Raw genomic sequence first — 25,907 nt, 5'->3', positions numbered from 1 at the left:
GCAGGTGCGTACCCACGCGGCTCCTCGTCTACCACCCCTTCTCGAACAAGCGGGCAACCTCGGTGATACGGAGATCGTCCCGGCGGTAGTAGGTCCGCCGCCGGATCCTCTTCATGCGCAGCAGGCCGATGGCGGCGAGGATCCGCAGATCGGTGGCGGCGACGGACCGGGGCACGGCGAGCCTCTCGGCGACGGCCGCCACCGTGACGCCGTCCTCGACGAGGTCGCCGTGCCGCTGCGGCGGGAAGTGCGCGACCGGGTCCTTCAGCCACTCCAGAATCCGCATCCGTCGCTCGCTCACGGGTGTCTTCAGCATCTCGTCCCCTCTGTGCCCGCCCTCCCGACCACTGTGGCCTGCCGGGGATGGCCGGGCCGAGGTACGAACGGGCCGAAGTGGGCAGGACCTGCGCTGCGACACGCGTGCGGGCACACGGACCGGGCCCTGTCCATTTCGGATCCCCGGGCACGACCGGTCAGTTTTGGAGAAGCCCTCGCGTGCTCCCCCGCCTTAGCGTGAAGACACCGACGGAGGACGTCGGTCCGCGCATCCCGCATCCCGGAGGAGTACGCCATGACCACCGGCGTCAAGACGATCATCTATCCCGTCAAGGACCTCGCCCGCGCGAAGGCCGTGTTCAGTGCCCTGCTGGAGGTGGAGCCCTATGCGGACGAGCCGTACTACGTCGGGTTCAGGGCCGCCGGACAGGAGATCGGCCTCGATCCGAACGGCCATGCCAAGGGGATGACCGGCCCGGTGCCCTACTGGCATGTGGCGGGCATCCGGACGCGCCTGGCCGCCCTGCTGGAAGCCGGGGCCGAGCTGCTCCAGGACGTCCAGGACGTCGGCGGCGGAAAGCTGATCGCCTCGGTGAAGGACGCGGACGGCAACCTCGTGGGGCTGGTCCAGGATCCGGACGCCTAGGCCCGGTCACTCGGGCCGCCCCGCCGGGGGCCACGTCGCTTGCAGACACACTAGTTGCACAGTAAATAACAGCGAGCTTCTCTGTTACCGTGCGGGTATGGCAGCGAAAACGGCCGGTGCCCGGCTCGAGGAACGGTGGCGGGACATTCTGTCCGTGCACGCCCGCACCCTCTGCGAGATCGACCGGGTACTGCACCCGCACGGGCTCGGCGCCAGCGACTTCGAGGTGCTCGACATCCTGGCCGCCGAGACGGCCGCGCACGGCGACCTGTGCCGGGTGCAGAACCTCGCCGGCCGCGTCCATCTCAGCCAGAGCGCCCTGTCCCGGCTGATCGGGCGGCTGGAGAAGGAGGGCCTGGTGGTGCGCTCCGTGTGCGAGGAGGACCGGCGCGGGGTCTGGGTCGCGCTGACCGGGAAGGGCCGAGCTCTGCACGCCGAGGTGCTGCCTCTGCAACGCGAGGCGCTGGCCCGCACGCTGAACTCCGACTCGCCCGCGGACTGAGGTCACAGGACCAACTCGGCGCCGTCCTCGAGGACTTCCACCCCGGCGTCGGTCACCCGGCGCCGGGCGGCCGACGCCGGGTCGAGCAGCGGATTGCCGTTGTTGAGGTGGGTGTAGATCCGCCGGGGGCCGGGGTGGCGGGCGAGATGCGGCAGACTGCCCTGCGCGCCCGCCACCGGCAGGTGCCCCGCGGCCGCCTGGACCGCCTCGCCGCGCACCGCGCCGCCCATCTCGTCGGCGGCGTAGAACGTGCCGTCCAGCAGCGCGCAGTCCGCCGTCGCCAGCAGATCGTCCAGTGCCTGCGACCAGGCGGCCACACACGGCGCGTACAGCAGGACCCCGCCGGTGGCCAGGTCCTCGATGCGGTATGCGATCACCCAGGACTCCTCCGCAGCGGCTCCGGCGACATACCCGGGCGCCTTGGTGCCCACCGTGTGCGCGGTGACGACCAGTCCGCCCGCCAGGACGAAGCCGCCGTCGGTCAGGGCGTCGGCCCACTCCCACCCGGTGTAGCGGCCGAGCACCGCACGCAGGGGCGCCAGCGCGGCCAGGACCGGCGGTCCGGCATACACCTTCAGATCGGCGCCCCCGCGCAGCACGCCCAGGCCCATGGCGTGATCGGCCTCCGCGTCCGTCAGCAGCACGCCTTTGACCGGGGTGTCCCGGGGCGCCGGACCGGGCCAGAGCGGGGCAGCGGACGCCAGTTGGGTGCGGAGGTCGGGTGAGGCGTTCAGCAGCCACCAGTCGCGCGAGTTGCCGGTGACGGCGACACACTCCTGACTGCGGGAGGGCAGTTTGCCGTCGCGGGCGGCGGTGCAGAGCGCGCACGCGCAGTTCCACTGCGGGAAGCCGCCCGCGGCGGCTGTACCCAGCAGGACGACCCTCACGACCGTTCCCCTCCCTTGTCGGGCCACTCCCTGGGATCTTCCCCGCCGCACGGGCCGGGGCTACCCCGCCCTGGGGGGCAGTTCCAGCCGACCTTCGCCGCCGTCGCCGGGCTGCCGGTCCACCGGGCGCCGCGGCGGGACGGGGGCGGTGGTGAAGTCGCGCGGGCCCGTCCACAGGGCGGGTACGGCGTCGGAGCGACGGCACAGCTCGAAGGCGATCGCCTCGTAGTTGACGCGCCAGCCGTGGAAGTGCGGCCAGGCCTCCGCGGCCGTCCGCTCGGAGGGGAAGCCCGCCGCCTCCACCATGGTCACGGCTGCCTCGAACTCCGCGAAGGTGAGGTGGACCGGCGCGTTCGGCGCCGGGTCCATGTCGAACGGCAACCGCAGCGAGCGGGCGATGTCACGCAGAGCGGTGAAGCCGGCCCGCAGCACCAGCCGGGCCTCCGGCGGCGCCGTCCCCGGGGCCAGCGAGAGCTGCATGGCCGCCGCGTCCATCACGGAGAGCAGCCCGACCAGCCAGTGCCGGTGGGGGCTGGGCGAACGGAACGACATCAGCACCGGGTAGGTGGAGTGGCTCTCACCGATGTCCGAGGCCAGCCGCTCCCAGGCCCGGTAGAGCTCGGACAGCGCGGTCTCGGTCTGGACCAGCCACTGCCGGGCGAGGATCTCCGGGCCCCAGGAGGGTTCGCCGGCCCGGGACTGCAGGAGGGTCACCTCCAGCTCGCGGCGGTTGTAGGCGGCGTACAGGGTGGGCAGGTACGCGATCTGGAGGGCGATGACGAGGGGCCCCGTGGCCGCCGCCAGGAAGTCCACGGCGGACAGGTGCAGCCGGTGACCGCTGGCGAAGCCGAGCGTGAACAGGCTGGATCCCGCCTCGCGGAAGGAATTGGCCCAATTCAGCGTGGACAGGGCGTGCAGCAGCAGCCCGTAACCCACGAGGGCCCCGCCGAGCCAGGTCCCGAGCATGCTCATCAGGATCAGCGGGCCGAGCCAGGTCTGCGTACGGTCGATGGCCTGGTAGCCGCCGCTGAGGGCCCCCAGCCGCAGCAGACGTCGCAGGGCCCGCCACCACCGGTGCACGAGCGCCGAATACAGGCCGCGCGGCACCACCAGAGTGCGCAGGAGGCTTGCGATGACGGCCCCGAGGAGCAGTACGCCGACCACGCCGGAGATCCATCTCATGGCGTCATTGTGAGGCCCGCCCGGTGCGTCCCGGTGGGGCGCGCCCTGTACGGCGCCGCAGAGGGCCTGGGCGGGCGCGGGCAGGCGTGGTGCGCGGCCCTGGCCGGGCGGTCACGCTACGGCCGGGCCAGCAGCGTGCGTATCCCGTCGGGGTTGAGCGTCAGGCCGTGCGGCGAGGCGGCGTCGATGGTGAGCGTGAGGTCGTCGGTGGGCCACTGGGAGGCCAGCGCGCCGAGCGGTACCAGCCGGTAGCGCGAGACGAAGGGCAGCAGATCGGCCATCTCCGTCTCGGACGTGAACACGGGCACCGTCTGCTCGCCGTCCGGCTGCTCCAGGACGGGCAGCGCCACGGCGTTGGGATTGGTGGCGTCCTCCTCCGTGGCGTCGTCCGGCACGGGGACGAGCACATCGCTTTCGGCCAGCGTGTCCAGCGCATCGGTGTCGGCGACGTCCACCGCGAGGATGTCCAGCGCCGCCTGCGCCGGGGTGGGGCGGTGGGTGTTCTCGGGTGTGTCCATGGCAAATCCCCAGGTAGTGGCGGGCGGGCGCCCGGAACCAACGGCTCCGGACAGCGCGTCCCCGTCACGTACCCGCCCGGGACCGGGCCATGCATACCGCGACGGCCGGGATCGGCAGGTCCCGGCCGGAGAAGGTCCGGTCCGGTGTCCGGGGGCTCACGCGGCCGGGCCGGCCGGTCCCTTCCCCGGGCGTTTGACGGCGTGGCCGACGAGCACGGTCTCCGTGCCGTCGACTCCCAGTCCACCGAGGTCCCGGGTGACGAACCGGTAGAGGTCTTCCAGGTCGCGCAGCCAGACCGCGACCTGCAGATTGGACGTGCCCGTGGTGGCGAACGCGCCGTGCACGGCGGGGTGGGCCGCGAGCGCACGCCCCACCGAGTCGAGGCGGTCGGGCGCGACGCGCATCATGACGTCGGCGTCGACGAACAGGCCGAGCCGCTTCGGATCGACCACGACATGGGTCAGCAGGCGGCCGGTGCGGGAGAGCCGGGCGATCCGGCGCCGGACCGTGGAGTCGGGATGGCCCGTGCGGGCGGCGACGGCCGCCGCCGACGCCCTGGCGTCGTCCTCCAGCGCGGCGAGGATGTCGCGGTCGACGGCGTCCGCCGCCCCCGCCGCGGCATCCGGCCGCCGTACCGGTGTCAGCGCCGCGCGCTCGGCGTCGCTGAGGACGGAGTGCCGCCAGTCCGACGCCTCGGCGAACACGTGCAGCACGGTGTCCGCGCTGACCGAGGTGACGGACCGGGTGGCGGGCAGATCACGGAACACCAGGTGGTCCCGGGTGCCGGGGCGCGTGCACGAGATGGCGAGGATCTCGTCGCCGGACGCCGACACATCGATGAACGCGACGTCGGAGCGGGCCGCCAGCGCGGCGGTGAGCGCGTCCAGCCTGCCGCCGAGCACCCGGATCCGGAGGAACAGGGCGCCGACCGAGTCCGGCCTGGCGGGCATTGCGATCACCCGGCAGGCACGGTCGGCGATCAGGGCCCCCCAGCGCCGGTGCGCGCTCCGCGGGCTGATGCCGAGGACCTCGCCCGCCCGCTCGGCGGTCAGCCGCCCGTCGCACTGGAGCGCCGCGATCAGCCGCTGATCGCGCTCGTCGAGCACGTGGTGCGCCGTTTGCCGCGCCATACATGGCAGTATCGCTCACTTGTGCCCCTCCCACGGAGGTCCGTGACGCCGGAGGGCCTGCACCGGCAGCTGGTGGAGATGCCGGCGGCGGAGTGCGAGCCCGTCACCGGCAGTCGGTGAGAGCCGCGTGCGGTGGCCCCGGCATGACCGGGGCCACCGCACGTCGTATACGTGCCGCGTCAGGCGTTACGGCGCTCCCTGCGGCGCAGGGTGAGGTAGGTGCCCGTCGCGCCGACCGCCACGAGTGCGCCCGTCCCGATGCCCACGGGGACGGCCGGGATGGACGGGGCGTCCGTGGCCGCCGCCGTGTTCTGCATGGCCGGTCCCGGGACGATGCTGGTGGCGACCGCCTTGACGGGGCGGATCGGACCGACCGACTTCACCGAGCCGTCGGCGTTCAGCAGCACCTGCTTGTTGCTGGGGTGCCGGAAGTCGAACATGCCCGCGAGGGAACCCGCCGTCGCGTCGAACGAGTGGTCACCGATGCGGCCGGTGTGCCAGTTGTCCTCGACGAAGCAGATGATCGAGGACTGGTCGGTGAGCGTGTGGTCGATCTTGTTGACCTTGCTGTACGGGGAGACCACGAGCAGGGGCTGACGGGTACCGGGCCCGCAGCGGTCCGCGTAGCCGCCGGCGGCCGCGGGACCGGCCTGGCAGGCGGGGCTGTCGGTGGCCTTGCCGTTGGAGCCGGTCGAGGTGTCCTTGGAGCCGTTGCGCGGCTTGGCGTAGGCGTGGTCGTACCAGCCGTCGGAGTCGTCGTACGCGACGACGACAGCGGTCGACTTCCACTGCGGCGACTTCTGGATCGCGTTGATCTGCCCGACCAGGAAGTGCTGCTCGTCGGTCGGGTCGGAGTAGGCGGCGTGACCGTCCTGGTACTCCGGGGCCTTGACGAAGCTGACGGCGGGCAGCTTGCCGGCCTTGAGGGCCGCGTCGAAGTCGGTCAGGTCGTAGTTGTGGTTCGCCCGGCCGCTGTGGCCGATCTCGTCGACGCTCCCGGGCGCCAGGTGGTGCGGGTTGGACGTCGACTTGTAGTACTCGAACGGCGAGTGGTGGGGGCTGTAGTCGACCACCGCGGCGCCGCCCACGTTGGTGTGCGTGGTGTCGCACTTGGCGTAGTGGTCCTGCTTGCCGTCCCACGCGGTGGACGGCCGGAAGCCGCCCTGGAACCAACCCCACGTGATCTTCTTGGCGTTGAGCACGTCGCCGATGTTGCGGCCCTGCATCGAGGCGACCGCGTTCTTGCCGGTGTGGTCCTTGCCGGAGCAGTCGTCGTAGGCCGGGTCGGGGTCGTTGACGACCGTGCCGACGCCCTTGGCGTCGGGCGACTGGACGGTGTACTTGTCCGGTGCGGCGGTCCGCTTGGGGTTCTCGGTGCCGGAGGCGGGGTCCATGGAGACGACACCGTGCGTCTGACCGGAGATCAGGTTGAGTGCGCCGGGTGTGGAGGGGCCGTAGACCGAGCTGAAGGAGCGGTCGTTCAGGGCATAGTGCTGGGCGTAGTTCCACAGCGCCGTGACAGTGTTGCCGTCGTAGTAGTCCATGACCAGGCCCGGCTCGCCGAACAGGGTGCCGGAGCACTTGCCCGAGTCGGTGTTCTGCACGAATAGGTCGTTCTTCCCGCCGTCGTACGCGTACTGCTCGGGCCCGTAGGCGTGGTTCTGGTCGCAGGTCATGGCCTGGGACGGGGTCAGCCGCTTGGGCGCGTACTGGTTGGGGTTCTTCGTCAGCAGCCCGGCGGTGCGCAGGTTGTCGACGTCCTTGGGGGTGTTCCTGGACGCCGTGAACCTGGTGCCGTCGGTGTTGGCGGCCTTCGGATAGGTCGCGAAGTAGTGGTCGAAGGACACATTCTCGCCGAACAGGACGACCACGTGCTTGATGGGTGTGGCCGTCGAGGGCGTGCGGCCGTGGTCGGGCGCGGCGGCCCAGGCGGGCGCCTGCGCGCCGAGGACCGTGAGCGCTGCGGCTCCCGCGAGCGCGCCGAGGCTCCGCATCGATGCTCGACTTCCTCTGCTGGCCATGGTGGTTCACCTTCCGGGCACGATTCGTCGTTCCGCCATACCGTCAGGGATGCTCCGCCCGCCGGGCGGCACCGCGGCGGAGCGTTGATGGCGTGTGCATGAACAGCGGGTCAGGGAAGCCGGAGGAAACCTTGACCGTGTATTGACCAAGGAGGCCCGGCCGGTTGTCCGGACAGGTTCAGCCCAGCAGGGCGCGTCCGAACCAGTCCGCCGCGTCACGCACGCCGGAGAGCGCGAAGAAGTAGCCGCCGCCGAACGGCGAGATGTAGTCGGCGAGGGGCTCACCCGCGAGGCGGCGCTGGACGGTTTCGAACTGGCGGGTGAGGTCCTGCTGGTAGCAGCAGAACAGCAGGCCCATGTCGAGGTTGCCGTTGCGGTCCGTGCCCGCGTCGTAGTTGTAGGCGCGGCGCAGGATCCGCTGGTCGGCCGTGGCCGCCGTACGCGGGTTGGCCAGACGTATGTGGCTGTCCAGAGGGATGACGTCACCCTTGGGGTCGTTCGGGTAGTCGGGGGTGTCGTGCTCGGCGTTCCCGTCGAGGGGCGCACCGGACTCCCGAGCCCGGCCGAACATCCGTTCCTGCTCGGTGAGCGAGACCCGGTCCCAGAACTCCACGAGCATCCGGATCAGCCGTACGACCTGGTAGCTGCCGCCGACCGCCCAGTCCGGCTCGCCCATGCCCCGCCCCACCCACACCAGGCGGTCCATCGCGCGCGTGTCGGCCGGGTCGGGGTTGGCGGTGCCGTCCTTGAAGCCCAGCAGATTGCGGGGGGTGCCCGAGGGGCGCGGCGGGCTGCTGAACCCGTCGAGACGCCAGCGGACCTGCATACCGCCGCGGGTGTGGCGGGCGATGTCCCGCAGGGCGTGCAGCACGGTGTCGGGGTCGTCGGCGTGCAGTTGGAGGCTGAGGTCGCCGTGGCACCACTCGGGCCTCAGGTCGTCGTCGGGGAAGGCGGGCATGGCCGTCAGCCGCAGCGGACGGCGGGCGGCCAGGCCGAAGCGGCCGTCGAAGAGCGCGGCGCCGACACCGACGGTCACCGCCAGTGCGCCGGAGGGGAGTTGGCCGCCCAGAATGCCGGAGTCGGAGGGCGGGCCCGTGATGCCGAGGGGCGGGGGCGTGCCGCCGGAGGTCAGGAAACGGGCGCGCTCGGTGAGGGTGCGCAGGAGATCGGCGAGTTCCCGGCGGCTGCCGGCGGTCACGTCGAAGGCGGTGAACGCGGAGAACCGGCGCGGGGCGGCGAGCACCGACTGCTGGCGCGGGCCGTGGAAGGGGGCGACGGATGGCGCCACCGTGCCCTCGCCGCCGACCGGGGCCGCGCCGCCACCGGCGGCGAGTCCGGCACCCGCCAGGGCCGCCCCGCGCAGGAAGCCGCGCCGCCCGACGCCGCTCGTGGCTGGCGGCGTGGTCATACCGTCCTCCGGGGATCGCAGAGCGTCGCCACCGGGGCGAGCCGCTCGACCAGGTCGCCGATGACCGCGTCGGCCTGTTCGCGCGGTGCGCGGTCCAGACGGTCGAGGGGGGTCCAGTGGCCGCCGTGACGGAAGCCGTCCAAAGTGCGTTCGGCCCGGTCCAGCTCCCGCTCGAGGGCGGGCAGCCCGGAGTCGCGCGTGACCAGCAGGGGGTGCAGCCGGGAGAGCACGGCGCGGGTGCCGTCGAGGCCCGCACGGGCGGTGGCGAGGTTGCTTCCGCTGCCGTAGTCGGTGCGCCCGGTCAGCTCGAACTGCACGGTGTTCTCCAGGATCTCGTGCGCCCGAAGACCCAGCTGCGCCGGGTCCATGCGGGTCTGCGCCCACACGGCGCGCAGGGCGCGGACCGCTGTGACCAGGGCGCTCGCCGGGCCGCGCAAGCGGTCGGCGGACTGTCCGTGCCACAGCCCGTACTCGATGCGGTGGAACCCGGTGAAGGACGGGTCGTGGACCCCGCCCGGCAATCCCGCGTCCGTACCGTTGATCCGCCCGTCCGCGTCACCGAAGGCGTCATACGCCCCTCCCAGCCGCTCATAGGCGAGGTGCGCGGGGAGCCAGGCCCTGCGGGCTCCGTCGAGGTCCCCCCGGTCCACGGCGTCCAGGAGCCGTCCGGTGAGCCGGACGACCTCGTCCAGGCCGTGGGCGACCCAGCTCTGGTAGTCGATGGCGAGAGGGATCAGATCGTGTTCGGTGACCGGCGGCGCCGCGGGCCCCGGCGTTCCCGCGGCGATGCGGACGGTGGGGCCGGTGACGGCGGATGCGTCGTCGGGCAGACAGGTGAAGGCGTACGGGCCGGCGCCGAGGCGGACGGTCAGCGGCCGGGTGGTGCCGGGACCGAGTCCTTCCAACTCCGCGTACACGGCACGGGTGCGGGCGTCCTCGAGGTACACCTCGGCGGCGCCGCCGGAGGTGTTGTGCAGCTCGAAGACCTGGAGACCGGGAACCGGGCGGCTCCAGCCGCGGCCGCAGCCGCCCGGCGAGACCTCGACGGTGGTGTGCGGGAGCCCGTCGGCGGAGGTCCGGGTGCGACGGCCCGGCGCGAAAACGGTGACGAGCAGCGCCGCCACCAGGGCGAGCAGCAGGAGCACACCGGCGGCCGCCCGGAGTCGGGCCGGCCGTGAGCCGAGGCCGGGCACCGGCATTCCTCAGCGCCTCCCTGGACGACGTGCGAACGCGATCACGACCGGGTGCCGTGGGGCACCGGCGCGGTCGCCTCATGCTAGGCAGCACCCGGCGCCCCAACGGCCCACGGACGGGGACGGACACCAAGATTTCCCCGGCGGTTCACCGCGCGCTCGCCGACGGGCCCGAGCCGCCCGGGTCGGCCCGGCGTGGCGTTCGCGGCGAGCGGGGTCCTGTGCGCCGGTCCTCCGGTGGAGCGCCTCGCCGTGCCGCCCGCCGGGGCCCTTCGTAGGCTGGTGGCCTCGGGGCACGTCACGGAGAGGTATGCGATGCCCCGGAGCATCTGGTCAGGAGCGATCAGCTTCGGCCTGGTCACGATCCCGATCAATGTGGTCCCCGCGACCGAGGACCACAGCGTGCGCTTCCACCAGTACCACCTTCGGGACATGGGGCGGGTCCGTGTGCGCAAGTACTGCGAGATCGAGGACCGTGAGGTCCCGCAGGAGGAGATCGGCAAGGGGTACGAGATCTCCCGGGACCAGGTCGTCGCCGTCCTGGACGAGGAGTTGCGGGAGCTGCCCCTGCCGACGGCGAGGGCCATCGAGATCGTGGCGTTCGTACCGGCGGAGTCGATCGACCCGATCCGGGTCGGCGAGGGCTACTACCTCCAGGCCTCGGGCACGGTCGCCGCGAAGCCGTACGCGCTGCTGCGCAAGGCACTGGAGAGGGCGTCCAGGGTGGCGGTGGCGAAGTTCGCCTGGCACGGCCGGGAACGGCTCGGACTGCTGCGTGTCCGGGAGGAGGCGATCGTGCTGCATGCGATGCGCTGGCCGGACGAGATCCGGGATGCCGGGGCGCTGTCTCCGGGGGAGGTCCGGCTCTCCGACGACGAGATCGCCGAGGCCGAGCACCTGATCGAGCGCATGACCCGGGAGGGTCTCGAGGGCCCGGACTTCGTCGACCACTACACGGAGGCGCTGGAGCAGGTGATCGAGGCCAAGCGGGAGGGACACGCGCCGCCCGAGGCGCCGGAGCCGGAAGCCGGGGCCGGTGCCGTGCTGGATCTGATGACCGCGCTCCGGGAGTCGGTGGCCCAGGCGAAGGCGTCCCGTGGCGAGGGGGCGGAGGCCGAGGTCCACGAGCTGCCGGCGAAGACCGCGGCCGGGAAGACGGCGAAGAAGGCGCCCGCGGGGAAGGCCGCGGCCGGGAAGACCACGGCCGGGAAGACCGCGAAGAAGGCCACCAAGAAGACGACGAAAAAGGCTGCGGCCGAGAAGACCGCGGCGAAGAAGACGGCCCGCCGGCCGCGCAGCGCCTAGGCGACGGCGGGGCCCGCTCCGCCCTCGCGCAGGAGACTTGATCCGATTCGTCTACGACGTCGACGTGGGGGAAGCTGTAACCGCGACCGCCCGCTCGACCAGGGAAGACACCATGGCGTTCTTCGCTATATCCCATCAGCACCCTCTACGACTGCTGTCCGCCACCGACCTGGCACTGGAGTACGAGCGGCTTCTCGAGGAGAACGCACAGCTGCGCCAGGCCGTCTCCTCGCACGCCCTCATCGACCAGGCCATGGGCGCCGTGGTCGTCTTCGGCCGGATCGCACCGGAAGAGGCCTGGCGTGTCCTGCGCGACGTCTCGCAGCGTACGAACACCAAGCTCCGTGTCGTCGCGGAACACATCCTGAAGTGCGCGCAGGGCGGTGCCCTGCCGGAGCCCCTGGCGAACGAGCTGGCCATGGCGCTCGAGCGATACAGAATCTGCTCTCACGCGGCCGAGCCGACGGACCCCGAGACCGCCCGGGGGTAGGGGTCGTCCCGCCGGCCGTACTGACGCATCGTCAGCTCCGGGGCCCCGGAGAGCGCTCTCCCGCCAGGGAGTTCTGCACCGCTTCCGGAACGCGCACCTCACCGGCCAAGCCGGGAGTCCGAGCGGACAGGGGCCCCCGGGGCCGGGAGGGGTGGCGGGTCTGCCGTATCACTCGACCGGCCCCCCTCCCTCTCGACTCGGCGCACGGCAGCGCCCCTCGGTGCCCGTGCCCGGCGGATACTCGGCATGTCGTCGGGGCACGCGGCCCATGGGCGACGCAACGGAGGGTGTGAGCGCATGCGGACACCGGGCCGCATCCGGCCGGGCCGGGCCACAAAGTGGCTTCGGGCCCACGATCCGGAGCTGGCGGCAACCCGCCGGGCCGTGCGCGCCGCACTGGTGCTGCCGGCCCTGTTCGCCCTGTGCGGCCAGGTGATCGGCTCGGCGACGATGGCCACCTTCGCGGCGTTCGGTTCGTTCTCGATGCTGCTGCTGGTGGATTTCACCGGTCCCATGGTGCAGCGGTTGCGCGCTCAGGTGGGCCTGGCGCTGGCCTGGATGGTGCTCATCTGCCTCGGCACGGTGGTGGCCCACATCACCTGGCTCGCGATCGCCACGACGGTCCTGGTCGGCTTCCTGGTGCTCTTCTCGGGCGTGGTCAGCTCCGTCCTCGCGGGGGCGACGACCGCACTGCTGCTCGCCTACGTCCTCCCGGTGACCTCGCCCACACCGAACTCGCAGCTGCCCGAACGGCTCGCCGGAGCGGGGCTCGCGGCGGCCGCCGCCGTGCTCGCGATCTCCCTGTTGTGGCCCCGGCCCGCCGCGGACCCGCTCAGCGCGCCCGCCGCCCGTGTCTGCCGCGCGGCCGCGGCGACCCTGCGCTCGGACGCGCCGGGCAGCGACCCGTGCCGGGCCACCGCGGATCGGGCCGCTCAGACCGCCGCGACGTCCGACCTGCGCAGCGCCTTCGACGCCACCACCTACCGGCCCACCGGCCTGAGCGCAGACTCCCGCGCTCTCGTCCGACTGGTCGACGAACTGACCTGGCTCTGCGGCATCGTGGCCGACAGTGGTCCCCCGTCCGAGGGACGTCCGGCGCGCGACCCGTCCGAGGGACGTCCGGCGCGCGACCCGGACGCCCTGGCCGTCCGGCGGGGCGCCGCCCTGGTCCTGGAGCGGGCGGCCGACCTGCTCGACGATCCGCACGGACCGCCCGACGCGCTGCGCGCCGCGGTGGCCGGCCTGCGCCAGGCCATGACCGCCATGGAGCACAGCGCCACCACGCGGCTGCCCGTGCACCTGCCGGGACCCGCCACCCCGACGGAGGTCCGCTCCTTCCTCGGCACCCTGGACCAGTCGTTCCGCGCCCAGGAGCTCGGTTTCGCGACCCTCCAGATCGCGGGCAACGTCGACCTGGCGGCGGCGGCCGCGCAGCGCAGCTGGCCGGAGCGTCTGTTCGGCCGTGAGCCCGGCACCGCCGTCTCACCGCTGGCGGCGGCCCGCGACCGCGCCGCCGCCCACCTCGAACCGCACTCGGTCTGGCTGCACAACAGCCTGCGGGGCGCGCTCGGTCTCGGAATCGCGGTCTTCATCGCCCATGCCACGGGCCTTCAGCACTCCTTCTGGGTGCTCCTCGGCACCCTGTCGGTGCTGCGCTCCAACGCGCTCAGCACCGGGCAGAAGGCGCTGCGCGCCGTGGGCGGCACGGTCGCCGGTTCACTCATCGGGTCAGGACTGCTGCACCTCATCGGCCATCACGGCACGCTGCTGTGGTTCCTGCTGCCCCTCGCCGTGCTGCTGGCCGGGGTCGCCCCCGCCGCGATCTCGTTCGCCGCCGGTCAGGCCGCCTTCACCGTCACCATCGTCGTCCTGTTCAACATCGGCCACCGGCCGAACTGGCACGTCGCACTGCTGCGGGTCCAGGACATCGCCCTGGGCTGCGCGGTGAGCGTCCTGGTCGGCCTGCTGTTCTGGCCGCGCGGCGCCGCGGCCGCCATCGACCGGGCCCTCGCGGCGGCCTACACGGACAGCACCCGCTATCTGAGCGGCGCGGTGAAGTATGCAGTCGGCCGGTGCGGGACGGGACCCGCACCGGCCTCGGATCCGCAGCGGGAGAGGCGGCAGGCCGCGGCGGCCGCCCGACGGCTCGACGACGCCTTCCGCGGCTACCTCGCCGAACGCGGCCCGAAACCCATGCCTCTCGCGCCCATGACGACCCTGGTCACCGGGGTGGTCGGGCTGCGCCTCGCCGCGGACGCGGTGCTGGGACTGTGGCAGAGCGAACGGCCCAGCGCGGCGGACCGCGCCGACGCCTGCCTCGTCCTGCTGGGTGCCGCCAAGCGGGTCTCCGACTGGTACGGGACGCTGGCCGCCTCCCTGGACCGCCGCACCGCCGTCCCGGATCCGCTGCCGCGCAGTACCGCGGCCGACGCGGGTCTGGTCGCCTCGATCCGCCGTGATCTGGGCGGTGGATACAGGCCGGCCGCGGGCACGGCGGTCCGCATCGTCTGGACCGCCGACCATCTCGACGCCGCACGCCGTCTCCAGCCGGGCCTGGCCGCCGCGGTACGGGGGGACGGTCCGTCCTGACCGTGCCCTCACCCGCCGGCACACGTCACGCCGGGCCCGCCGCGGAAGGCGAGGCGGGAACGCGGACGCCGTAGGGCAGGACCACCGGAACACAGCGGACGTTCCGTGCTGTCGGTGGCCTTGACCTGTGACACTCGGGGGTCGAATGTGGCCGCAGGGATGGACCGGCATCCGGGAGGCCTCATGACCACAGCATCGGAGCCCGGGGTGCCGGGCCTGGAGGTCCGGTCCATCGACTACGTCCCCTTGGACGAACGGCACGGCAAGCTGTGGCATCTGGGGCCGTTGTGGTTCATGTCGAACGCGCAGATCGCCACCCTCGCGGTGGGTCTGATCGGCATCACCGCGGGCGGCAACCTCCTCTGGTCGCTCGTCGCGATCGTGGGGGGAACCGTCATCGGCACCTTCTTCATGGCCTTCCACTCGGCCCAGGGCCCTCAGCTCGGTCTGCCCCAGATGATCCAGTCGCGGCCCCAGTTCGGCTATGTCGGGGCCCTGCTGGTGTGGCTCTTCGCCTATGTTCAGTACGCGGGGTTCAACGTCTTCAACACGATCCTGGCGGGCGATGCGCTGCACACCACGCTGCACGGCGGTGTCAAGCTGTGGGTGGTCGTGGTCACCGTGGTCGCCCTCGTGATCGCGCTGGTGGGCTACGACGTCATCCACCGGGCCGAGCGGATCCTGACGTACACCTTCCTCGTCGTCTTCGGGATCTTCACCGTGGGCGTCCTGCTCAATCTGCGCTACCCGCCGGGCTCGTTCGACCTCGGCGGCTTCCGGTGGACGCCGTTCCTGGCCCAGTTCGGCGTGGTCGCCGGCTACCAGATCAGCTGGGCCATCTACGTCTCGGACTACTCGCGCTACCTTCCGCCGGACGTGACGGTCCGCAGGACGTTCTACTGGACCTACTTCGGCTCGGCGCTCGGTGGTGTCTGGCTGATGACCCTCGGGGCGCTGCTCGCCGCCTGGGCGGGCAAGGGCTTCGAGACGATCCGCTCGATCGACGCGGCGGGCGACACGGTGTTCAGCGGCTTCGGCGCGATCGTGCTGCTGTTCGCCGCCCTGGGCCTGGTGTCCGTGACCGCGCTGAACATGTACGGCGGATCGCTGACGCTCATCAGCGGTATCGACTCGTTCACGAGGGTGCGGCCGACACTCGCCGTACGCCTGGTGACCCTCGGTCTCACCGCGGCGCTCTCTCTCGTCGGCGCCCTCGCCGCCACGTCCCACTTCCTCCAGAACTTCGGCGACTTCCTGTTGCTGGTGCTCTATCTGTTCATCCCGTGGACCGCGGTGAACCTCATGGACTACTACGTGGTGCGCCGCGGCCACTACGCCGTCGCCGAGATCTTCAATCCCCGTGGGATCTACGGGCGCTGGGGCCTGCACGGCATCGTCGCCTACCTGGTGGGCTTCGCCGTCATGGTGCCGTTCTTCTCCGTGGGCGATCTCTACGTCGGGCCCGCCGCCCGCGCACTCGGCGGTGCGGACATCTCCCTGTTCGTCGGGCTGCCGGTCGCCGCGCTGCTCTACTGGCTGCTGACCCGCTCGATCGACGTGGAGGCCGAACAACGGCTGGCCGAGGCAGAGGCGGAGGGGCTGGAGCAGGCGGCGCACGAGCACCGCGAACCCTGACCCGGACGAGCCGGACGGTTGCGCGCCGGGGCGCATCGGAGAAGGATCAGTGCCTTGTGAGTCAACACTTCGATGTTCTTGTTCTGGGGGCGGGGCCCGGGGGTTACACCGCCGCGGTCCGCAGCGCACAACTCGGCCTGTCCACCGCGGTGGTCGAGGAGCGGTACTGGGGTGGTGTCTGCCTCAACGTGGGCTGTATCCCCTCCAAGGCCCTGTTGCGCAACGCCGAGATGGTTCATTTCGTGACGAACGAGGCCAAGGCGTACGGGATCAGTCTGGGCGGGGAGGTCTCCGCCGACTACGGGGTCGCCTACCAGCGCAGCCGCAAGGTCGCCGACGGCCGGGTCAAGGGCGTTCACTATCTGATGAAGAAGAACGCCATCACCACGTTCGAGGGGCGCGGCGTCTTCACCGACGACCACACCCTGGTGGTGACCTTCCCGGACGGCAGCACCGAAGCGGTGACGTTCGGTCACTGCATTCTGGCGGCCGGCGCGAGCCCCCGGCTTCTTCCCGGCACCGCGCTGTCGGAGCGGGTGGTCACCTTCGAGAGCCAGATCCTCAGCGACACCCTGCCGGGCAGCATCGTCATCGCCGGTGCGGGCGCGATCGGCGTGGAGTTCGCGTATGTGCTGCGCAGCTACGGCGTGGACGTGACCATCGTCGAGTTCCTCGACCGTATGGTCCCGCTGGAGGACGAGGAGATCTCCAAGGAGCTGGCGAAGCACTACCGAAAGCTCGGCATCGAGGTCCTCACGGGTACCGCCGTCGAGAGCATCGACGACTCCGGCCCGCGGGTTCGCGTCACCGTCGACAAGGGCGGTGAGCGCCGGGTCCTGGAGACGGACAAGGTGCTCCAGGCCATCGGCTTCGCCCCGAACGTCACGGGCTACGGTCTGGAGAACACCGGGGTACGCCTCACCGAGCGCGGAGCCGTCGACGTCGACGGACGCTGCCGGACCAGCGTGCCGCACATCTTCGCGATCGGGGACGTGACCGCCAAGCTGATGCTCGCGCATGCCGCCGAGTCCATGGGCATCGTGGCTGCCGAGACCATAGCGGACGCGGAAACCATGGAATTGGACTACACCATGATTCCGCGGGCCACCTACTGTCAGCCGCAGATCGCCAGCTTCGGCTGGACGGAGGCGCAGGCGCGCGAGCGGGGATTCGACGTCCGGGTGGTGAGGTTCCCGTTCACCGCCAACGGAAAGGCCCATGGTCTGGGACAGCCCGTCGGCTTTGTGAAGATCGTCAGCGACGGCACACACGGAGAGCTGCTGGGGGCCCATCTGATCGGCCCGGAGGTCACCGAACTGCTTCCGGAGCTCACGCTGGCCCAGCAGTGGGACCTGACCGTCCACGAGGTCGCCCGTAACGTCCATGCGCACCCCACGCTCGGCGAGGCGGTCAAGGAGGCCGTCCACGGCCTGGCCGGACACATGATCAACATGTAGGTCCCGCGCTTCGGGAAGCGCCCTGCCCGGCGGCCGTCCGCCGCCGGGCTCCTCACCGCCGGGGGCCGGGACGGCGCAGGCGTGGGCCGGGAAGAGGCAGAGGTGCGGGGCGGGAAGAGGCAGGGGCGCGGGACGGCTCGTGCACCGTCATGCGAGCCCGAGGACCACCGGGTGAAAGATCGAAGTGGCCGGGGGTTAGCATATGAGCGCCACCTAGCTCGAAAGATACGCCTGTGACTGTCAATGACGACTCGTTCACGAACTGGAAGAACCGCGAGGAGACCGCAGAGTCGATGATCCCGCTCATCGGGAAGCTGCACCGGGAGCGGGACGTCACCGTCCTGCTCCACAGCCGCTCCCTGGTGAACAAGTCGGTGGTCAGCATCCTCAAGACCCACCGATTCGCCCGGCAGATCGCCGGCGAGGAACTCTCGGTCACCGAGACCCTGCCGTTCCTCCAGGCCCTCACCACCCTGGACCTCGGGCCGTCCCAGATAGACATCGGCATGCTCGCCGCGACGTACCGCACCGACGACCGCGGTCTGTCGGTGGAGGAGTTCACCGCCGAGGCCGTCGCCGGCGCGACGGGTGCGAACAAGATCGAGCGCGGCGAGGGCCGTGACGTCGTCCTCTACGGATTCGGCCGCATCGGCCGGCTCGTCGCCCGCCTGCTCATCGAGAAGTCCGGCTCCGGCAACGGGCTGCGACTGCGTGCCATCGTCGTGCGGGGTGGCGGCCGGGCCGCCGAGGACCTCGTCAAGCGCGCCTCCCTGCTCCGCCGTGACTCCATCCACGGGCAGTTCCAGGGCACGATCACCGTCGACGAGGCGAACAGCACGATCGTCGCCAACGGCAACGAGATCAAGGTGATCTACGCCGACGACCCGACCTCGGTGGACTACACGGCGTACGGCATCAAGGACGCCATCCTCATCGACAACACCGGCAAGTGGCGCGACCGCGAGGGCCTGTCGAAGCATCTGCGTCCCGGCATCGACAAGGTCGTCCTGACCGCGCCCGGCAAGGGCGACGTCCCCAACATCGTCCACGGCGTCAACCACGACATGCTGAAGCCGGACGAGCGGATCCTGTCCTGCGCCTCGTGCACCACCAACGCGATCGTCCCGCCGCTGAAGGCGATGGAGGACGAGTACGGCGTCCTGCGCGGTCATGTGGAGACCGTCCACTCGTTCACCAACGACCAGAACCTGCTGGACAACTACCACAAGTCCGACCGCCGTGGCCGGTCCGCACCGCTCAACATGGTCATCACCGAGACCGGTGCCGCCTCCGCCGTCGCCAAGGCGCTGCCCGAACTCAAGGCGAAGATCACCGGCAGCTCGATCCGGGTCCCGGTCCCCGATGTGTCGATCGCGATCCTGAACCTCCAGCTCGCCCGCGAGACCACCCGGGAAGAGGTCCTCGACTACCTCCGCAAGGTGTCGCTGACCTCCCCGCTGAAGCGCCAGATCGACTTCATCAGCGCACCCGACGCGGTCTCCAGCGACTTCATCGGCTCCCGCCACGCCTCGATCGTCGACGCCGGCGCCACCAAGGTCGAGGGCGACAACGCGATCCTCTACCTGTGGTACGACAACGAGTTCGGCTACTCCTGCCAGGTCATCCGCGTCGTCCAGCACGTCTCCGGGGTGGAGTACCCGACCTACCCGGTCCCGGCCGCCTGACGCAGACGGACGGTGGTGCCGGCGCCCCGGAGGACGGGGCACCGGCACCACCGACGGCGGCCGGGCGCCGAGGGAAACGGCGGCCCTGAGTCCCCACCGCTGCCCGCCCGGCCGCAGCGCGCCCGTGCTGTTCCCGGCCCGGTGGTCCGCCCGTCGCGGCGTGCCATGCTGGGAGGAGATCATCACGGGCGCGGGATCGAGTGCGGCGGAGTGCGGGTGGCGGGTCGGTCGGGTCGGGTGAAGGCCGGGGAACGCATCGCGGCGTCGGACCCCGGGCTGCTGCGGCTCACGGCCGGACTGAGAACCACGGTCTCCATCGCTCTCACCCTCGCCGCCCTGTCCCTCCTGCGGTTCGATCTGTCCCATCTGGTGGCGGGCGCCATCGCGGCCATGGTCGCGACCTTCGCCATCCGCGAGAAGGAGCGGGCACGCCAGGCCGTCACGCTGGCCCTGGGCCTGCCGGTGGCGCTGGCCTCGGTGTCTCTCAGCGCGCTGCTGAGCTCCCATCGGGTGGCCGGTGACGTCCTCTTCGTCGGGCTCATCTTCTGCGCCGTCTACGGCCGCCGGTTCGGGGACCGCGGCACGGCGCTGGGGCTGATCGTCTTCCAGGTCTACTTCCTCTCTCTCTTCGTCGGCGCGACCGTCCACGCGCTGCCGGGCCTCTACGTCGCCATCACCCTCGCCTTCGCGTGCAGCGCCGTCGTGCGCTTCGCCCTGCTCCCCCAGTCGCCCTCGGGGATCCTGGACCGCTTGCGCCAGGCCTTCCTGGCCCGCCTGGCGCAACTGATCTCGGCGCAGCTCGCCCTGCTCGACGCCGGGCCGGAGGACCTGCCCAAGGCCCTGGAAGAGGTGCGCCGCAGGACCGCGGCACTGCACGAGACGGCCATGATGATCCAGGGCCGACTGGAGGAGGGGACTCCCGACCAGGCGGTGGCCCGGCTGCTGCAGCGCCGTATCGCCGATGCCGAGATCGCCGCCGAACGGCTCGGTCTGCTGCTGCTCACCGCACGCAGCGCCGAACGGGCCGACACCCTCACCCTGCACCTGCCGGGCGCACCCGTGCCCTCGGGCCGCCCGCTGCCCGAGCGGGAGGAGGCCACCGCGACACTGCACCGCGACCTGGAGGCGCTGCGCCTGCTGGTCCCGCGGTCCGTCTCACAGCACCCGGGAACGGCACTGTCCCATGTGCGCAACCGGCTCCTCGGCTACCGGGAGGAGGCCAACCTGCCGCCCGCGCCGGCCGCCGTCCAGGACGTCTTCCGCGGGATCGGCGAGGCGGGGCGCGCTTTCCTGGGGCTGCGGATCGCCCTGGACGGTCCTCAGGACGAGTCCGACGACACTCCGGAGACGGCCCGCTCACGTGAGGAACTGGACGCGGAGGACGCCGCCATCGACGGCGGCGAGGAGGCGGGCGGGCAGGAGGCGGAGGCCACCGGGTTGCAGCGCCTCACCACGCGCGCGGCCGTGCAGGTGGCCGTCGGATCGGCGCTCGCCATCGTCGGCGGCGAGTTCCTTTCCAGTCAGCGCTGGTACTGGGCCGTGCTCACCTGCTGGATCGTGTTCATCAACACGGCGTCCACGGGCGAGATCCTCGTCAAGAGCTACCGTCGGCTGGTGGGCACCGTCCTCGGGGTGGTGGCGGGCATCGGACTGGCCGGACTGGTCGGGCACCACACCTGGACGGCGTTCGCGCTCGTGCTGCTGTTCATCTTCGCGATGTTCTACACGGCGCCGCTGTCCTACATGGCGATGTCCTTCTTCGTCACCGCCATGCTGGGCCTCCTCTACACACTTCTGCACACCTACAGCGCCTCCGTGCTCCTGCTGCGCATCGAGGAGACGCTGCTCGGGGTGGTCTGCGGAATCGTCGCGGCCGCGCTGGTACTGCCGGTCCGCACCGATCGCCGTACGAACGAACTCCTCGCCACCGTGCTGGCCCGGCTGGCCGACGTCACCGAGGCCGCGGTCGACCAGTTGAGCGGCGGTCCCGTGGCCGGTCTCCTGGACCGGGCACGCGATCTGGACCAGGCGCTGGCCGACCTGCGGTCCTCGGCACAGCCGCTGACGCACCCGATCACGCCGCTGCGGGCCCGCCGGGACACCGCCCGCTATGTGGTCGCGATGCTGGAGACCTGCGCCTACCACGCACGCTCCCTGGCGGCGACGGCCGAACTGCTGCCGGAGCACCCCTCGATCGCGGCGGACCCCCGGCTGCGCGAGGCGGGCCGGCGCATCGTGCGCAATATCGAGGCGATCGCCGCGCACGTCACCGACGAGCGCTCCACCGCCGGGATCGAGACCGGTCCGAGCATCGCGTCCATGCTCAAGCCGGGCACTCTCGGAGCCCCGCGGTACGACCGTGTCACGGACCGGGTGCTGCGACACCTCCAGCGCCTGGACGAGGCGGTGGCCGGACTGGCCCGCCCGCTGCACGTCCCCACCCTCACGCCGGGGGCGTGACGACACGGATCGGGTACGGCGAAGGCGGTGTACGGGCCTGGCCGCGCGGCATGCGGGGAAGCCCCGCGCTGGGGCCGGCCGGCGCCCCTCACTCATCGCGCGACGTCTCTCGCGAGGGCGCGGCCGGATGACGGCCCGGCCGCGAGGGCGCCGCCGTACGGCCACAGCGGCCGCCGGCTTGCGCAGCCTGCGCCAGTCGAGGCGGGGCGGCAGCTCGGGAACACCGGGCCGGGCGCGGGCGATCCGCACGCGCAGGACACGACGTTCGATGCGGCAACGGACGGGAGCCGTCGAAGTCAGCGCCTCGCCGTCGGACATCCAACGCGCTTGCGGACGGGTGGCGTTGCTCTCCGGCAAGAGCCCGCGGGTCACCGGGCCGGGGGCCCGGAGCACCTGGTCCTGGCCAGCGAACGGCGGGCCCGGCTCCGCGTCGGTGCCGGTCAGGGGCAGGACGCGCGGCCCGGCTCGACGGGCCGTCGTTTCGGCCGCGCCCCGGCGGTGAGCAGGCGGACGACCTCCGCCTGATGGGAGGTGAGGTAGAAGTGGCCGCCGGGGAAGACGCGGAACCCGAAGGAGGCGTCGGTGTGCCGCGACCAGGCGCGGGCCTCGTCGAGGGTGACCTTGGGGTCGCTGTCGCCGACGAGGCTCCAGAGGGGACAGTGCAGGTCGGGGCCCGGCTCGTAGACGTAGGTCTCGGCGGCGTGGTAGTCGGCGCGGATGGCGGGCAGCGCCATGCGGATCAGCTCGATGTCGTCGAGGATCGCCGAGTCGGTGCCGCTCAAGAGGCGTACCTCCTCGATGAGTCCGTCGTCGTCGCGCCGGTGGACGGTCTCGGTGCGCGGGCAGGACGGGGCACGGCGGGCGGAGGCGAACAGGGCGTGCAGGACGACGCCGTGGTCGCGCTCCAGCCGGCGGGCGACCTCGAAAGCGAGGGTGGCTCCGAGGCTGTGGCCGAAGAACACCAGCGGGCGGTCCGTCCACGGCAGGAGGACGGAGGTGATGTGGCCGGCGAGTTCCGGGAGCGTTTGGATGCACGGTTCGTCGCGCCGGTCCTGACGTCCCGGGTACTGCACGGCCAGGACGTCCACGGACGCCGGCATCGCGGCCGACAGAGGGCGGTAGAAGCTCGCGGAGCCACCCGCGTGCGGCAGACACACGAGTCTCACCGCCGCGTCCGGACGGGGGTGGTAGCGGCGTATCCACAGGCGATCCTGCTCGGCGCGCGTGGTCATGGGGCGGCGGTTCCCTTCCTGGCACTTTCCTCGGCGTCTTCTCGGCGCCTGCCGGCTTTCCGGCGGTGTCGCCGCCCGGTCACGGGCCGCGGGTGTGTGCCCCGGGAGTCTTGCGTGCGCGGGGCCGTCGGCCCACCCCTATCGCCCCCCAGAACTAGACCGCGACCGCGGTACTGCCGGCTCTCTCCGCCGTTCAGCCGGCGGGGTGGGCACCGTCAGCGCGCCGAGCCCCAGGAGAATCCCGCGCCCAAGTGCCCCGCAACGCTTCCGGGGCGGGCCGCTACGTATGAGCCACTACCTCGCCGGCCGTGATCTGGGGGGCGTTCGGCATGACCGAGGCGAGGTGGTCCCGTACGAACTGCGCCGCCGTGTCGCTCGACTCCTCGGCTCCGGCCCGGTCCTGGTAGACACTCGTCGACACCATCACCCCTCCCCCGGCATCGATCCAGTAATAGGCCACGAACCCCTGGACCTGGCGGAGGAGCGGCACGAACTCCTCGTTCACCCGGCGTCCGACCTCAGCCGGCTCGGTCACCCCTTCGTACCGCCGAACCACTGCGTACATGGCTGATCTCCTCATGGGTCGCGGGGCGGACTTCTGTGCACAGGACCTATCCCGCCGCGGCGGGTACGGCGTGCGCGCAACGCGCGGCCATCACCGGGAGGGCCCCCTCGAGTGATCCGAACGGCGCCTTGCCGTGCCGGCCCCGGGGGCCGGTCACCCTCTGCGCCGACGCCGCTCCCCACGGTGCTCGCGGCGGGGTTGCTGCGACCGGTGGGGATGGAGGGACCCCGGGGCGGGCAGGTATAGAACATGGCAATACGGTTCCTCCCGGGCACCGTGCGACACCGGCCCGCCCGGCGCCGCCGCAAGGGCGTGGACGGGGACGTGCCGTGATCACCCACCCGGCCTACGAGGTCGAGCCCTGGTGTGTCCGCGAGACCGGGCTGGACCTGGACGTCCTGGCGCAGAGCGAATCGGTCTTCGCGCTGTCCAACGGACACATAGGCTGGCGCGGCAACCTCGAGGAGGGCGAGCCGCACGGGCTGCCCGGCTGCTATCTCAACGGCGTCCACGAGGTCCATCCGCTGCCCTACGCCGAGGCCGGCTACGGCTACCCGGAGTCCGGCCAGACGGTCATCAATGTCAGCGACGGCAAGATCGTCCGCCTGCTGGTCGACGACGAGCAGGCCGATCTGCGCTACGGGCATCTGCGCTCGCACGAACGGCTGCTGGATCTGCGGGACGGGGTCCTGCACCGGGTGTGCGAGTGGGTCTCCCCGGTGGGGAAGGCGGTCCGGGTTCGCACCACCCGTCTGGTCTCCTTCACCCATCGGGCCGTCGCCGCGCTCTCCTACGAGGTGGAGCCGCTGGGCGACGAGGTGCGTATCGTTCTCCAGTCCGAACTCGTCGCCAACGTGACCATGCCGCAGCCCAGCGCCGATCCGCGGGTGGCCGCCGCCCTGAAATCCCCGCTGCGCCCGGAGGAGCACCACGCCGGGGGGACACGGCTGCGCCTGATCCACCGCACCGAGCGCAGCGGTCTGCGGGTCGCGGCCGCCGCCGACCACATCGTGCAGGGCCCTTCCTCCACCCGGATTTCCGGCGAGAGTTCGGACGACGTCGCCCGGCTCACCGTCATCACCGACCTCAAGCCCGGGGAGAAACTCCGGCTGGAGAAGCTGGTCTCCTACGGCTGGTCGGGGCTGCGCTCGCTGACGGCCCTGCGGGACCAGGCGGAGGCCGCGCTCGCCGAGGCAGGCAGCACCGGCTGGCAGGGCCTGCTCGACGAGCAGCGAGCCTTTCTCGACGACTTCTGGCGGCAGGCCGATGTGGAGGTGGACGGCGACCCGGAGATCCAGCAGGCCGTCCGCTTCGCGCTGTTCCACGTGCTGCAGGCCGCCGCACGCGCCGAGCAGCGGGCCATCCCGGCCAAGGGCCTGACCGGCTCCGGATACGACGGGCACGCCTTCTGGGACACCGAGAGCTATGTGCTGCCGCTGCTCTCCTCCGCGTATCCCCGCAGCGTCGCCGCGGCGCTGCGCTGGCGCCAGGACACCCTGCCGGCGGCGCGCGCCCGGGCCCGCCAACTCGGCCTGGACGGCGCGGCGTTCCCCTGGCGCACCATCGACGGCGCGGAATGCTCCGGCTACTGGCCGGCCGGTACAGCGGCGTTCCACATCAACGCCGACATCGCCCACGCCGTCGTGCGCTATGTCGCGATCTCCGGCGACGAGGACTTCGAGCGCCAGACCGGCGTGGAACTGCTCGTGGAGACCGCCCGGTTGTGGCGTTCCCTCGGCCACCACGACTCCGCCGGCCACTTCCACATCGACGGTGTCACCGGGCCCGACGAGTACAGCGCACTCGCGGACGACAACACCTTCACCAACCTCATGGCCCAGGACAATCTGCGGGCAGCCGCCGAAGCGGCCGAACGCCATCCCGAGCAGGCCGCCGGGCTCGGCGTGACCGCGGAGGAGATCACCGCGTGGCGGACCGCCGCCAAGGCGATGACCGTGCCCTACAACAGGGCGCTGGGCATCCACGAGCAGGCCGCCGGGTTCACCCGCCATCAGGCCTGGGACTTCTCCCGCACCCGGCCCGAGGACTACCCCCTGATGCTGCACTTCCCCTACCTGGAGCTCTACCGCAAGCAAGTGGTCAAACAGGCCGACCTGGTGCTGGCGATGTTTCTGCGCAGCGACGCCTTCGACGAGGGTCACAAGGCGCGGAACTTCGCCTACTACGAGCCGCTCACCGTCCGCGACTCCTCACTGTCGGCCAGCGTCCAGGCCGTCATGGCCGCCGAGGTCGGCCATCTGGCCCTGGCGTACGACTACCTCGGCGAGGCCGCGCTGATGGACCTGGACGACCTGGAGAACAACACGCGCGACGGACTGCACATCGCCTCGCTGGCGGGCTCCTGGATCGCGCTGGTCGCCGGTTTCGGCGGCATGCGTTACGGCCCGGACACCGTTCACTTCACCCCCCGACTGCCCGGGAGACTGAGCCGGCTCGCCTTCTCTGTCCGGATCCGCCGGCGGTGCCTCCGGGTGGAGATCACCGACTCCCGGGCGACGTACACGCTGGTGTGCGGGGAGAGCATTAAGATCAGACACTACGGGGAGCCGGTGACGATATCCCGGGGAACATCCCAGAGCCGTCCCGTCGAGCCGCCGCCCTGCCTGCCGCCCCCCACCCAGCCGCCCGGACGCGAACCCGAGCGTCCCTGCTGAACGGAGGGCGGGCACCCGCGGCCGGCACGCGCCGGATGCCGGGTATCCGC

The 25,907-nt window shown here is 71.7% G+C and carries 20 protein-coding genes; 10 read left to right on the top strand and 10 right to left on the bottom strand.

Annotated elements, in window-relative coordinates; all coding sequences use genetic code 11:
• Window positions 1-28: 28 nt before the first annotated feature.
• Entirely contained in the window at window positions 29-316 is a 288-nt protein-coding gene (locus LZ604_RS16790) for a helix-turn-helix domain-containing protein (protein ID WP_234515926.1), read from the bottom strand.
• Between the two features lie 255 nt (window positions 317-571).
• Here LZ604_RS16790 and LZ604_RS16785 point away from each other — a divergent pair, with 255 nt between their 5' ends.
• Complete coding sequence (locus tag LZ604_RS16785) at window positions 572-922, top strand: VOC family protein (protein WP_234515925.1); 351 nt, start codon at window positions 572-574, stop codon at window positions 920-922.
• Between the two features lie 97 nt (window positions 923-1,019).
• Window positions 1,020-1,424 carry a MarR family winged helix-turn-helix transcriptional regulator gene (locus LZ604_RS16780; protein WP_234515924.1) on the top strand — a complete coding sequence of 135 codons (405 nt, stop codon included), beginning with the start codon at window positions 1,020-1,022 and terminating at the stop codon, window positions 1,422-1,424.
• 2 nt (window positions 1,425-1,426) lie between these two features.
• On the opposite strand, the gene pqqB is transcribed toward LZ604_RS16780, so the two are convergent.
• The 7 genes from pqqB to LZ604_RS16745 all read right to left on the bottom strand — a co-directional run bounded on the left by pqqB (window position 1,427) and on the right by LZ604_RS16745 (window position 9,770).
• Window positions 1,427-2,311 (bottom strand): pyrroloquinoline quinone biosynthesis protein PqqB, encoded by an 885-nt coding sequence (pqqB, locus tag LZ604_RS16775; RefSeq protein ID WP_234515923.1) that lies wholly within the window; start codon window positions 2,309-2,311, stop codon window positions 1,427-1,429.
• A 60-nt stretch (window positions 2,312-2,371) separates the two neighbouring features.
• The gene (locus LZ604_RS16770) at window positions 2,372-3,493 is read right to left on the bottom strand and encodes a hypothetical protein (protein ID WP_234515922.1); all 1,122 of its coding nucleotides are present in this window, start codon (window positions 3,491-3,493) and stop codon (window positions 2,372-2,374) included.
• Window positions 3,494-3,609: 116 nt separating this feature from the next.
• Window positions 3,610-4,011: an SseB family protein gene (locus LZ604_RS16765; protein ID WP_234515921.1), complete on the bottom strand. Its 402-nt coding sequence runs from the start codon at window positions 4,009-4,011 to the stop codon at window positions 3,610-3,612.
• A 156-nt stretch (window positions 4,012-4,167) separates the two neighbouring features.
• Window positions 4,168-5,142 (bottom strand): AsnC family transcriptional regulator, encoded by a 975-nt coding sequence (locus LZ604_RS16760; RefSeq protein ID WP_234515920.1) that lies wholly within the window; start codon window positions 5,140-5,142, stop codon window positions 4,168-4,170.
• A 179-nt stretch (window positions 5,143-5,321) separates the two neighbouring features.
• Window positions 5,322-7,163, bottom strand: a complete 1,842-nt coding sequence (locus LZ604_RS16755; protein ID WP_234515919.1) for a phospholipase C — start codon at window positions 7,161-7,163, stop codon at window positions 5,322-5,324.
• Between the two features lie 178 nt (window positions 7,164-7,341).
• Window positions 7,342-8,571: an iron uptake transporter deferrochelatase/peroxidase subunit gene (efeB, locus tag LZ604_RS16750; RefSeq protein ID WP_234515918.1), complete on the bottom strand. Its 1,230-nt coding sequence runs from the start codon at window positions 8,569-8,571 to the stop codon at window positions 7,342-7,344.
• Window positions 8,568-9,770, bottom strand: coding sequence for an EfeM/EfeO family lipoprotein (locus tag LZ604_RS16745; protein WP_234515917.1), 1,203 nt, complete (start codon window positions 9,768-9,770; stop codon window positions 8,568-8,570). Before LZ604_RS16745 ends, efeB begins: the two co-directional genes overlap by 4 nt.
• A 309-nt stretch (window positions 9,771-10,079) precedes the next feature.
• Between LZ604_RS16745 and ku the strand changes: the two genes are divergently transcribed.
• The 7 genes from ku (at window position 10,080) to LZ604_RS16710 (ending at window position 21,385) form a co-directional block, all read left to right on the top strand.
• Window positions 10,080-11,069 carry a non-homologous end joining protein Ku gene (ku, locus tag LZ604_RS16740; RefSeq protein ID WP_234515916.1) on the top strand — a complete coding sequence of 330 codons (990 nt, stop codon included), beginning with the start codon at window positions 10,080-10,082 and terminating at the stop codon, window positions 11,067-11,069.
• Window positions 11,070-11,106: 37 nt separating this feature from the next.
• Entirely contained in the window at window positions 11,107-11,559 is a 453-nt protein-coding gene (locus tag LZ604_RS16735; RefSeq protein WP_308283596.1) for an ANTAR domain-containing protein, read from the top strand.
• Window positions 11,560-11,856: 297 nt separating this feature from the next.
• Window positions 11,857-14,148 carry an FUSC family protein gene (locus LZ604_RS16730; protein ID WP_234515915.1) on the top strand — a complete coding sequence of 764 codons (2,292 nt, stop codon included), beginning with the start codon at window positions 11,857-11,859 and terminating at the stop codon, window positions 14,146-14,148.
• 183 nt (window positions 14,149-14,331) lie between these two features.
• Window positions 14,332-15,783 (top strand): purine-cytosine permease family protein, encoded by a 1,452-nt coding sequence (locus LZ604_RS16725; RefSeq protein WP_234515914.1) that lies wholly within the window; start codon window positions 14,332-14,334, stop codon window positions 15,781-15,783.
• A gap of 56 nt (window positions 15,784-15,839) precedes the next feature.
• Window positions 15,840-17,240: a dihydrolipoyl dehydrogenase gene (lpdA, locus tag LZ604_RS16720; protein ID WP_234515913.1), complete on the top strand. Its 1,401-nt coding sequence runs from the start codon at window positions 15,840-15,842 to the stop codon at window positions 17,238-17,240.
• 233 nt (window positions 17,241-17,473) lie between these two features.
• The gene (locus LZ604_RS16715) at window positions 17,474-18,925 is read left to right on the top strand and encodes a glyceraldehyde-3-phosphate dehydrogenase (RefSeq protein WP_234515912.1); all 1,452 of its coding nucleotides are present in this window, start codon (window positions 17,474-17,476) and stop codon (window positions 18,923-18,925) included.
• A 210-nt stretch (window positions 18,926-19,135) separates the two neighbouring features.
• The gene (locus LZ604_RS16710; RefSeq protein WP_234516131.1) at window positions 19,136-21,385 is read left to right on the top strand and encodes an FUSC family protein; all 2,250 of its coding nucleotides are present in this window, start codon (window positions 19,136-19,138) and stop codon (window positions 21,383-21,385) included.
• Between the two features lie 440 nt (window positions 21,386-21,825).
• Here the strand turns inward: LZ604_RS16710 and LZ604_RS16705 are convergent, their stop codons facing one another.
• Both LZ604_RS16705 and LZ604_RS16700 read right to left on the bottom strand, forming a co-directional pair.
• Window positions 21,826-22,617 carry a thioesterase II family protein gene (locus LZ604_RS16705; RefSeq protein WP_234515911.1) on the bottom strand — a complete coding sequence of 264 codons (792 nt, stop codon included), beginning with the start codon at window positions 22,615-22,617 and terminating at the stop codon, window positions 21,826-21,828.
• Window positions 22,618-22,897: 280 nt separating this feature from the next.
• Window positions 22,898-23,182, bottom strand: coding sequence for a hypothetical protein (locus tag LZ604_RS16700; RefSeq protein ID WP_234515910.1), 285 nt, complete (start codon window positions 23,180-23,182; stop codon window positions 22,898-22,900).
• Between the two features lie 329 nt (window positions 23,183-23,511).
• On the opposite strand from LZ604_RS16700, the gene LZ604_RS16695 reads away from it, so the two are divergent.
• Window positions 23,512-25,857 carry a glycoside hydrolase family 65 protein gene (locus LZ604_RS16695; protein WP_234515909.1) on the top strand — a complete coding sequence of 782 codons (2,346 nt, stop codon included), beginning with the start codon at window positions 23,512-23,514 and terminating at the stop codon, window positions 25,855-25,857.
• The last annotated feature ends 50 nt before the right edge of the window (window positions 25,858-25,907 follow it).

The organism is Streptomyces glomeratus (assembly GCF_021462825.1).
GTDB lineage: Bacteria > Actinomycetota > Actinomycetes > Streptomycetales > Streptomycetaceae > Streptomyces > Streptomyces glomeratus.
Note: the sequence above shows the minus strand (reverse complement) of the source record. Positions and strands in the feature narration are given on the sequence as shown.